At 42.0% G+C, this 10,356-nt stretch carries 9 protein-coding genes; 8 read left to right on the top strand and 1 reads right to left on the bottom strand.

Annotation, left to right across the window (positions count from 1 at the left end):
• The first annotated feature begins 152 nt into the window (after window positions 1-152).
• The 7 genes from JMX97_RS11460 to JMX97_RS11430 all read left to right on the top strand — a co-directional run bounded on the left by JMX97_RS11460 (window position 153) and on the right by JMX97_RS11430 (window position 7,482).
• Window positions 153-632 carry an IS630 family transposase gene (locus tag JMX97_RS11460; RefSeq protein ID WP_227675428.1) on the top strand — a complete coding sequence of 160 codons (480 nt, stop codon included), beginning with the start codon at window positions 153-155 and terminating at the stop codon, window positions 630-632.
• Window positions 633-1,304: 672 nt separating this feature from the next.
• The gene (gene ccoN, locus JMX97_RS11455; protein WP_201558247.1) at window positions 1,305-2,786 is read left to right on the top strand and encodes a cytochrome-c oxidase, cbb3-type subunit I; all 1,482 of its coding nucleotides are present in this window, start codon (window positions 1,305-1,307) and stop codon (window positions 2,784-2,786) included.
• A 9-nt stretch (window positions 2,787-2,795) separates the two neighbouring features.
• On the top strand, window positions 2,796-3,434 hold the full coding sequence (gene ccoO, locus JMX97_RS11450; RefSeq protein ID WP_201558246.1) for a cytochrome-c oxidase, cbb3-type subunit II: 639 nt from the start codon (window positions 2,796-2,798) through the stop codon (window positions 3,432-3,434).
• The gene (locus tag JMX97_RS11445; RefSeq protein WP_201558239.1) at window positions 3,434-3,613 is read left to right on the top strand and encodes a cbb3-type cytochrome oxidase subunit 3; all 180 of its coding nucleotides are present in this window, start codon (window positions 3,434-3,436) and stop codon (window positions 3,611-3,613) included. Before ccoO ends, JMX97_RS11445 begins: the two co-directional genes overlap by 1 nt.
• Window positions 3,613-4,764 (top strand): cytochrome-c oxidase, cbb3-type subunit III, encoded by a 1,152-nt coding sequence (gene ccoP, locus JMX97_RS11440; RefSeq protein WP_201558237.1) that lies wholly within the window; start codon window positions 3,613-3,615, stop codon window positions 4,762-4,764. The genes JMX97_RS11445 and ccoP overlap by 1 nt, the downstream gene beginning before the upstream one ends.
• Window positions 4,765-5,265: 501 nt before the next feature.
• Complete coding sequence (ccoG, locus tag JMX97_RS11435; RefSeq protein ID WP_201558234.1) at window positions 5,266-6,675, top strand: cytochrome c oxidase accessory protein CcoG; 1,410 nt, start codon at window positions 5,266-5,268, stop codon at window positions 6,673-6,675.
• Between the two features lie 216 nt (window positions 6,676-6,891).
• Window positions 6,892-7,482 carry a FixH family protein gene (locus tag JMX97_RS11430; protein ID WP_201558232.1) on the top strand — a complete coding sequence of 197 codons (591 nt, stop codon included), beginning with the start codon at window positions 6,892-6,894 and terminating at the stop codon, window positions 7,480-7,482.
• Window positions 7,483-7,602: 120 nt separating this feature from the next.
• On the opposite strand, the gene ttcA is transcribed toward JMX97_RS11430, so the two are convergent.
• A complete protein-coding gene (gene ttcA / locus JMX97_RS11425; RefSeq protein ID WP_201558230.1) occupies window positions 7,603-8,847 on the bottom strand; it encodes a tRNA 2-thiocytidine(32) synthetase TtcA in 1,245 nt (414 codons plus the stop codon).
• Between the two features lie 313 nt (window positions 8,848-9,160).
• Here ttcA and queC point away from each other — a divergent pair, with 313 nt between their 5' ends.
• Complete coding sequence (gene queC, locus JMX97_RS11420; RefSeq protein ID WP_413786409.1) at window positions 9,161-9,955, top strand: 7-cyano-7-deazaguanine synthase QueC; 795 nt, start codon at window positions 9,161-9,163, stop codon at window positions 9,953-9,955.
• The last annotated feature ends 401 nt before the right edge of the window (window positions 9,956-10,356 follow it).

Raw genomic sequence — 10,356 nt, 5'->3', positions numbered from 1 at the left:
AGTATAATTCGGTTAGGTTATCCATGTAAGAAGTCCTTTTTGCTGTCGTTTGTCTTGGTAAACTTACTTTAGCGTATTAGGACTTCTTTTTTTATCTTTTTCTTCGCTTATCCCGAACTGAGGTTAACTATCTAAGCAAACTTAACGACTACATCGCTCAAGGTTTTGCTATTGTATACATGGATGAGAGTGGATTTGAGAGCGAAACCATTCGCCCTTACGGCTATGCACCCATTGGAAGCCCTTGCATCGACAGCTATAATTGGCAAGGTAAAAAACGAACCAACGTTATTGGTGCCTTATACGAGAAAGTATTATTCGCGCTTGATTACTTTGAGAAAAACATTAACGGTGACATATTCTATGACTGGTGCAAATACACACTAATCCCAAGCCTCAAAACCAAGTGCGTGATTGTGATGGACAACGCAAGCTTTCATAAGCGAGTTCAAAGATTGCTTAATAGGCATGGTCATCGCCTATTATTTCTACCGCCATACAGTCCTGATCTAAATCCTATTGAGAAAAAGTGGGCACAAGTAAAGTTTCTACGCCAAGGTTGGATGGAAAATGACTTATCTAAATTGTTTTACGATATTAATCCTGGACATAACACTTTTATTTTGAATTGACTATAGAACCCTTAGGCGACAGCCAAGCGGCATCTAAAATGCATTTATGTTGTTGTCATAATAAGTTGTCTGCTAAACTATTTACCAAAGAGTTTGTATTTTGGCGCATAGTTCTGATGATATTTGCTTAGTATTGCGTTACAATACCCTTAAACAGAGTCGGGAGTTTTAACTAAACGTTACGTAAACCTGTTTTTTGTCAGCCGCCGCTAGCATACATCTATGATTCATGAGTTTTTTGTTACCAAATTTATGTCAGTATCCTAGTTTTATAAGTACTAATTATACGTGCTAATTTACAACTACTAACTTATAGCTACTGACTTCGTTAATAGTAATATTAGTAAAAATAAAGACAGCTATTTAGTACTATTAGATGTTTGATGCTCAAAGACGGCGTACTTTCTTATTAACTTGAACGATATATTAACAATCCTACTATCGACTAGCTGTGAGCCCAGTGCCTTTTTAGCGCCGTCCTCTACCCATCAGCACTCGCTGCTGTCTAGCGAAGGCCTAGCTTGATAGTTAATGAACCGTTACGGTAGTAAGCAAGTCAGACACCAGCAGGTACCGCAGTCATTATCTGGTTATAGCACTCTTTTTATAACCCAGATGCCGCGGAGAGTTAGTTAATTCTGTTGATAATTCGGGCTGTAAAGGAATCATCCAATGAGTTTACAAAACACAGCAGTCGCCCCAGTTGACCGTGAATATGAAATCACTGTCGTAAGATTCTTTACGATCATGGCCATAGTATGGGGCATCGTCGGCATGAGTCTTGGAGTGTTCCTTGCTTCACAGTTGGCATGGCCAGCACTCAACTTCGACATTCCGTGGCTGACGTTCAGTCGTCTAAGACCACTGCATACTAACGCCGTTATTTTTGCGTTTGGTGGTTGTGCCTTGTTCGCAACGTCTTACTACATTGTCCAGCGTACTTGTAAGACGCGGTTATTTGCTCCTTACTTGGCTTGGTTTACCTTCTGGGGTTGGCAAGCGGTCATCGTATCTGCCGTGATCACCCTTCCGTTGGGTTTGACCTCGACCAAAGAATATGCTGAGCTTGAGTGGCCGATCGATATTTTGATTGCATTGGTATGGATTTCTTATGCCATTGTTTTCTTCGGTACGCTCATCAAACGTAAAACCTCACATATTTATGTGGCTAACTGGTTCTTTGCTGCCTTTATTATTACGATTGCGCTACTACACATCGTAAACAGTATGGCCATTCCTGTTAGTGCGTTTAAGTCTTATTCATTATTTGGCGGTGCAACTGATGCCATGGTGCAGTGGTGGTATGGGCACAATGCAGTAGGCTTTTATCTGACGGCGGCATTCTTAGGGATGATGTATTACTTCGTCCCAGTACAGATTGGCCGTCCTATTTATTCTTACCGTTTGTCTATTGTTCACTTTTGGGCATTGATTGCTTCTTACATGTGGGCCGGTGGTCACCATTTGCATTATTCAGCGCTGCCAGATTGGACGCAGTCATTAGCAATGGTGTTCTCTATTATCCTATTCGCGCCATCGTGGGGCGGTATGATTAACGGGGTTCTTACTTTATCAGGTAGCTGGGATAAGCTGCGTACCGATCCGATCATTCGCTTTATGATTGTGGCATTGTCGTTCTATGCGATGTCAACCTTCGAAGGTCCAATGATGTCGATTAAGACGGTCAACGCGTTATCGCACAACACTGACTGGACCATTGGACACGTACACTCAGGTGCACTTGGCTGGGTAGGTATGATTACCATTGGTTCATTGTACGTATTATTACCGCGTATCTATAACAAGCCAAAAATGTATTCAATCAGCTTGATTACTACCCATTTCTGGCTGGCAACGGCGGGTACTATATTCTATATCGTATCAATGTGGATCTCAGGTATTGGTCAGGGCATGATGTGGCTCGCTACTAACCCCGACGGTACATTAGTATACAGCTTCGTTGATACCGTTGAGTTCTCGCATTACCCGTATATTGGTCGTGCTTTCGGTGGTCTGCTCTATGTATCAGGTATGTTCGTTATGGCATATAACTGCTACAAAACGCTTCAGATGCCAGAAGGTAAGCCGGTAGATGTCGCTGATCCGACCGATCATGAACCTAGTGTCGATGAAACCTCGACAGCCAACGTATAAGGAGCGATCATGGCTGGTACACCGCATGAGATTATTGAAAAAAATACAGGCTTGTTGGTCATCGGTATCGTTATTGCCATTAGCTTTGCAACGCTAGTTGAGATTGTGCCGCTGATATATGACAATAAGGGCCCTGAAGATGGTGGGGTGAACGCTCCCCTTCCCTCTATGGAGCCTTGGACCGCGCTTGAATTTGAGGGCCGTGATATCTATATTCGTGAAGGGTGTCACGTTTGTCACACCCAAATGATTCGTCCACTACGCGCAGAAGTTGAGCGTTATGGACCCTATTCACGGGCTGCTGAGTCAACGTGGGATCACCCATTCTTGTGGGGATCAAAACGTACGGGACCTGATTTAGCACGTGTTGGCGGACGCTACTCTGAAGATTGGCAAAAACAACATCTGATGGATCCACGCTCTTTGGTGCCTGAATCGGTTATGCCTGGTTTCCCTTGGCTTGCTGAAAATGAAGTCGATGGCTCAGATATTCAAGAAAAAATGCGTCTATTCCGTGACCGTTTCGGCGTTCCTTATACTGAAGAAGATATCAATGGTGCTCCTGATGCGGTTCTTGGTGCCACTGAGCTTGATGCTTTGGTTGCCTATCTTCAACAGTTAGGTACCGCAATGGAAGGACAGCGCTAATGGGTATTGGTGAATTACAAACAATTGCGACCGTTTCTGCCTTTGTTGCCTTCGTAGGCGTTGCATGGTGGGCGTATTCGCCAAAAAACAAAAAACGCTTCGAAGAAGATGCACAACTTGCGCTTGATGATGAGGATAAAGAACCCTTATCTGACGAGCAGCGCAATAAGGATAAATGATGACATTTTTTTGGAGTTCTTGGATCACCATACTCAGTATCATGTGTTGGGCTGGTATTCTTGCTGTGTTACTAATGGTATTAAAGTATAAACCAGAAGTAGAAGAAGACGGCACAACAGGTCATGACTACGACGGTATCCGAGAATACGATAAGCCACTGCCTAAGTGGTGGTTGGTGATATTTTTTGGTTCCATCGTCTGGGGGGTTGCCTACTGGGTGTTCTTCCCTGGTATTTTCCCATCAAAGTGGGAAGGTATCGCAACGGTAGAAGTCGATGGCGAAACTGTACCTTGGACCTCTCATAATGAGCTGGCTAATGAACTTGAGAGCAACAATAAAGTATTTACTGATAACTTTGAAAAAAGTATTTTGGTAAAAGCGAATGCCACTGGCGCAGCGCAGACATTAGACACTTTAAATGAGATGCAAGCGACTATGCGTCGTAGTGAGGCGCCGCCGGCTGATCTGCAAACTAAGATTGATGATAAGATTGCAGAACTTGCACCGGCAGTTGAGAAGCTTGCTGAAAATCCAAATGCTCTAAAAGTGGGTAGTCGCCTGTACTTACAAAACTGCTCGGTTTGTCATGGCTCTAATGCTAAAGGTGCCACAGGCTACCCTAACTTAACCGATAATGACTGGTTGTATGGCGGCGAAGCTACCAATATCTTAACGACGCTACATAATGGTCGTGTTGGTGGTATGCCCGCTTGGCGTGATCAAATCGGTGAAGAAGGCGTACGTGCAGCGTCAGAGTATGTGTTGTCATTATCATCTAACAACGGTGATAAAGGTAATGGTAAGCTTGATAAGACTCTGGTCGCTGAAGGTAGTGCAATCTTTCAGCAAAATTGTGCGTTGTGCCATGACAAAGACGGTAAGGGTATGATTTCAGCAGGTGCGCCAAACTTAACCGATACTATTTGGTTGTATGGTGGCGAGCGTGAAACGGTACGTAATACTTTACGTTACGGTCGTGCAGGCGTTATGCCACAATGGGAAACTAAGCTAGGTAACGAGCGTATTATGCTAGTAGCTGCTTATATTTATTCGTTATCAGACCGAGGTGCGCTGACAGCTAAAGCATCAATACCTGCCAATGCTACTGCGCCTAAAGCAGCAGCGCCCGCAGCGGCTACTGCTAATTAAGAGCGCTTCGTTAGATTGCCATATCATAGGATAATGATATTTAAAAAAAGGAGAACTGTCATTGCGGTTCTCCTTTTTTATTTAAACAATTTCATTCAAAATTTTAAGTTAAATATTTTTGATCAGTACTTTTTCTTAATTATTAATAAAAAAATTTAGAAGTCATTTTTTTGATATTTTTTAGCGTGATAGCACGCACTATATGGCCTTCATATCGATATTTATTCTTATATAGTGATTGTTTTTTTAGATTATATCCCCATTTATAATAAGGGGAATGGCAAAATAATTTTTACCATAAATTAGCGCTATAAATCAGTATTATAACCCGTTACTTATAATCACCCATTCAGTAGTTGGGACAAAATTAGCATTTATTATGCACAAAACCTCCCCTACTTACTGACATTGATAACAGCGTAAGCTCACACATCTTATTTTTATAATAGGTGTTTGTTACCCATGCCAGCAGACTGATTCTTTTTTTAAAGAGGCAAGTTTATGTCAGCACAACAACCTAATAAAATCCCTATACAGCAAATCGATCTTGATGCGACAAAACATCGTATCCATCCCCGATTTGTCACGGGCTTTTATCAAAACATTCGTGTCATCAGTATGTATGCGTTTTTGGCACTGTTTTTGATTTTACCGTGGCTGCGCTATAACGATAGGCAGGCAATTTGGTTTGATGTCCCCTCTCAGCATTACTATATTTTTGGCATGACCTTTTTGACCCAAGATTTCTACTTTATCGCAGCATTTGCGCTTATTGCGGCTTTTACTTTATTTATGGTGACCGTTTATGCGGGACGGGTGTGGTGTGGGTATGCGTGTCCGCAGACGATTTGGACACATCTATACCAATATGTTGAGAAGTGGGTTATTGGTGACCGCAACAAACGTATTAAGTTCGATAAACAACCGATGAGCGTCAGTAAAGCTTTTAAGCGCTTTTTAGTTTATTTTATTTGGTTCGTGTTTTCGATGATTACAGCCACTACTTTCGTCAGTTATGTATCGGGGACAGACGCCCTATATCAAAGTTGGCAAATGATAGGATTTATACCCTTTCCTGATTGGTCAACATGGATATGGGTTTCAGTATTTATTTTTGCGTTTTCTACCTACGTTAATGCCGGCTATATGCGGGAGCAGATGTGTGTTCAAATTTGTCCTTATGGCCGTTTTCAAAGTGTCATGTTTGATAAAGATACCCTTATCGTCTCCTACGATTATGAACGCGGTGAGCCTCGCGGCGCGCGCAAGAAAGGCACCAACCCTGACGATTTAGGCGATTGTATTGAGTGTCAAATGTGTGTGCAGGTCTGCCCCACCGGTATCGATATTCGTGATGGTTTGCAAGTGGCCTGTATCCAGTGCGCCGCCTGTGTCGATGCTTGTAATGAAGTCATGGACAAGGTAGGTTATCCACGTGGTCTGATTCGCTATACCACTGAGCGTCAGTTAGTAGAAAAAGAAAAAAGTCAAGTATTTAGCCTGCGGTTCTTTGCTTATCTGGCAGTCATTGTCATTTTATGTGGTGGTCTAGTTTATGCCTTGACCGATCGCGTACCGTTAGAGATTGATATTCGCCGTGACCGTAATCAGCTGTCCTCGCTCAACACGCAAGGGATGATTGAAAACAGTTATATCGTCAAGCTAACCAATAAAACTCAAGACGAGCACACTTATACTATTACCTTAGCGCCAAAAGAAGGTCTAAGCTTGCATTTGACTTTTAATGATGTGCCATTAGATCCTGGTGAAAGCTTCGATATGTCAGTAAGTATTTACGGTGACCCTAAAGTTGTCGACGAAGGCCGGACGCCAATTACTTTAAATGTGGTTAGTGAAGGTGGTAAATATAAAGTTAGTAAGCAGAACGTCTTTACCACTCAAGGTCAGTAAGTATTTGACGATATTATTAGCTTATACCGCTATAGACTTGTTTATGGAATATTTATAAATATTAAACATTTAAATTTATCAGGCACTTAGCAGATGCAGTACCTGAAAAATCAAGCTATACTGACTGCGATTGCTGATTGTCATTAAAGTGGCTACATTTAAGAGTCAGCTTTATCAGTTGATACGTTCAATAGAGACTTCACTAATAGGTATTTTATGTCTACTCCTACTCCATCACCGAACTTTAAACATCAAGACAGTCAGCCGTGGTATAAGAACTACATGGTAATTATCTTCGTGATTGGTATGCCGGCTTTCGTGGTTATTGCCTGCATTTGGTTTGTATATTACTCTTACCAAATTCGCGATAGCGTGGTTCGTGATGACTGGTATATGGACGGCAAAACCTTATACCACGATGTATCGCGCGATAAGCTAACTTATGATTTAGACTTGCATGGTGATTTACAGTTTTCAGATAATGGCGATATTACTTTTTATTTGAATTATCCTGAGCAAAGTTTGCAAACGGGTAAGCTACTTAACGGTACGCCCCTGACCTATCCTGATACCCTCGATTTATCTATCTCACACGCGACCGATATCAAAAAAGATCGTGATGTGGTGCTGCAATACCAAAGCGGTAATAAGTACAGCGCGCAAGTGAGCTTAGAAGGTGTTAAAGCTAAATATTACTTACAGGTCAGCAATGAAGGTAAAGATGATTGGCGCATGCAGGATGTGGCAAAATTACCGCGCTCAAAGGTGAGCTTCGATCCTCTGCCTGTTTTTGCTAAAAATCTATAGCCATCAACAAGCACGTTTTAGAAATTGAGTGAATAATCCTCATCAATAAAAAAACCAGCTATCAACGAGCTGGTTTTTTTTGGTTAGTCAAACGGTAAGTCAGTTGCTTTTATGAGCCAGTCAGATAACTGGATTGATTGTCGGGATCTTCTGTTTTTGCGAGGGGCTAGAGGTACTATTATTGACAGGTGCTTTATTTACCGCGTCTATAGACTGATGACTACTATTAGCAAATTTTGGATTAGATGTCTTGGGTTTTGGAGCAACCGGTAAACCAATTTCAGCTAAACTGTCAGTCTGCCCTGCCTGAATATTACCTCCTTCAAATAACCGCTCCTTACCATTTGCATCACGATTCAAACTTAGATTTTCAAAATCAAATAGCTCACGATCGGCCAATTGCGACGGTGCGACATTTTGCATGGCCTTGAAAATAGAGGCCAAACGTTGCGGATGAGCGTCATCCCAATCTCGTAACATGTCATTAATGATGCCGCGTTGTAAATTGGTTTGGCTACCGCATAAATTACATGGGATAATCGGGAATTCCTTTAAGCGCGCATACTCAATGATGTTTTTTTCTTCAACGTAAGCTAAAGGACGAATTAATATATTCTGTTGGTCATCGCTCAGTAGCTTTGGCGGCATGGCTTTGAGCGCGCCACCGTGAAAAAGGTTCAAGAAGAAAGTGGCTAAGATATCATCACGATGGTGGCCCAAAGCGATTTTGGTTGCACCAATCTGTTGGGCAAAGCTATATAGCGAGCCACGACGCAAACGCGAACATACAGAGCAATAAGTCTTACCTTCTGGCACCACACTTTTGACAATACTATAAGTGTCTTTTTCTAAAATGTAATGCGCAATCCCTTGTTTATTTAAGTATTCAGGCAATACGTCTTCCGGATAATCAGGCTGTTTTTGATCCAGATTAACCGCCACTATGTCGAAATGAATCGGGGCAATACGCTTTAATAATAGCAAAATATCAAGCAAGGTATAACTGTCTTTACCGCCTGAGACACAGACCATCACCACGTCACCATCCTCGATCATGTTGAAATCACGAATTGCCCATGAGACTTGTCTGCGTATCTTTTTCTGTAATTTGAGGAATCGAGCTGACTTAGTAACTTTTTGCTCGTTAGCAGACGGTTCGCCAGCGTTCTGCTCAGTGCTGTCTTCATCACTACCTTCATCACTACCCTCTTCAATACTATACTTTTCAGTCTCTAAAGAATCATTATTGAAAAAATTAGCTTCCAAAGAGTTAGCCTCTAAAGATTGGGTATGCAGGTCAGATTCAGCAGACGGTATATCAGGCCGTGGCGCAATTTTTGGCGTAAACAAGGTGGCTGCGGTCATAAATTACTCATCTTTTTTACAATAGTGATTTTGCTATAAGGCGGTTAGTGCTGTGCAGTTAAGCGTACAGCAGCGCCAAAGATAGGACTACAAGTCGCGGCATTATAACAAAACTTGCTAACATATTGAAAAATGGCATTAAATTATCAAATTAAATGCTGTAGTGTGCAAATACCCTACTTAGATATAACTGAAATACTGACAACCTAGTCTGTATCGTATTTTTTGATAGCGTTAATAGCTTTGATGGTTTTGTAATAGCGGTAATTTTGCTAAAATAGACCTTTTAAGCCAATTGATAACAGACCCTACTATGACCCCCATGATCGAAGATACGCTGCAGTCTACCTCGTCTAACCAAGTAACTAACTCTACCTCTACTGATTTTGAGAAAAACCAAAACGCTGTCGTGCTGCTATCTGGTGGGCTCGACTCTGTCACTTGCCTGTATTGGGCAAAGGCGCGTTATGCTGCTGTGACTGCGGTTAGCTTTGACTATGGTCAGCGTCATAATAGCGAGCTTGTTGCCGCAAAAACCATTGCGGAGACCGCAGGCGTTACCCACCGTATTATTGATATTGATATCGCTCAACTGGGCGGCTCCTCATTGACAGACCATAGCATGATCGTACCTGACGGTGATGCCGATAAGTTCCCTAACAAAAAACGTGACGAGATCGATAACGATGCCATCCCGAATACTTATGTGCCAGCGCGTAATACCATATTTTTATCTTATGCCCTCGCGGTCGCTGAAGTAGCAGATGCCAATCATATCGTCATTGGGGTCAGCTCAGTCGATTACTCCGGCTACCCCGACTGCCGTCCTGAATATATCGCAGCCTTTGAACACATGGCCAATCTAGCCACCAAAGCTGGCGTCACCGGTCATCATTTAAGTATTCAAACCCCATTACAACAGTTATCAAAGGCGCAAACCATTGAGCTTGGTTTAACACTTGGGGTTGATTATGGACAAACCATCTCTTGCTACCAAGCCGACAGTCAAGGTCGTGCGTGCGGTATGTGTGACAGCTGCGCGCTACGCCGTCAAGGCTTTAAGCAAGTAGGTATCGCTGATCCGACTCATTATCAGCCTCAATATTGATTTTATAAAGCTTATTGTCAACTTTCTAAAACTTAGCACTAACTTTGTAAGAATATGACACCTTGCATCTATTACTAATCGCTGAAAGAAACTTATCCTGCCTCTGAAGAGAGGCTGCAATAAGTAAGTAAGATTTTCCAGCCACGATATATCACGGTGTACATAGTCACATATTATTTAGAATTGATGATGTTAAATACTGCTTAGCGCCTAATTAGCATGAAATAAATAAATATAAGCGTAACATTCACTTGCATCATCACAGCACGCGCGCGGTTTTCTTTAGCAGGTATACTTGTTATGGTAGGTGCGGTTATTTTGGTCTTACTGGACTGATACTATTTAATATTAATCGAGAAATACATATCATTAGACAAAAAATACTTAATGACATGACATCG

The organism is Psychrobacter sp. 72-O-c, from assembly GCF_904846605.1.
Lineage (GTDB): Bacteria > Pseudomonadota > Gammaproteobacteria > Pseudomonadales > Moraxellaceae > Psychrobacter.
This window is presented reverse-complemented; position numbering and strand designations above follow the sequence as displayed.

What these genes read in the sequence shown, in the direction of transcription:
- ccoN (WP_201558247.1), top strand. Translation starts at nt 1,305, where the DNA reads ATGAGTTTACAAAACACAGCAGTCGCCCCAGTTGACCGTGAATATGAA.
- ccoO (WP_201558246.1), top strand. Translation starts at nt 2,796, where the DNA reads ATGGCTGGTACACCGCATGAGATTATTGAAAAAAATACAGGCTTGTTG.
- JMX97_RS11445 (WP_201558239.1), top strand. Translation starts at nt 3,434, where the DNA reads ATGGGTATTGGTGAATTACAAACAATTGCGACCGTTTCTGCCTTTGTT.
- ccoP (WP_201558237.1), top strand. Translation starts at nt 3,613, where the DNA reads ATGACATTTTTTTGGAGTTCTTGGATCACCATACTCAGTATCATGTGT.
- ccoG (WP_201558234.1), top strand. Translation starts at nt 5,266, where the DNA reads ATGTCAGCACAACAACCTAATAAAATCCCTATACAGCAAATCGATCTT.
- JMX97_RS11430 (WP_201558232.1), top strand. Translation starts at nt 6,892, where the DNA reads ATGTCTACTCCTACTCCATCACCGAACTTTAAACATCAAGACAGTCAG.
- ttcA (WP_201558230.1), bottom strand. Translation starts at nt 8,847, where the DNA reads ATGACCGCAGCCACCTTGTTTACGCCAAAAATTGCGCCACGGCCTGAT.
- queC (WP_413786409.1), top strand. Translation starts at nt 9,161, where the DNA reads ATGACCCCCATGATCGAAGATACGCTGCAGTCTACCTCGTCTAACCAA.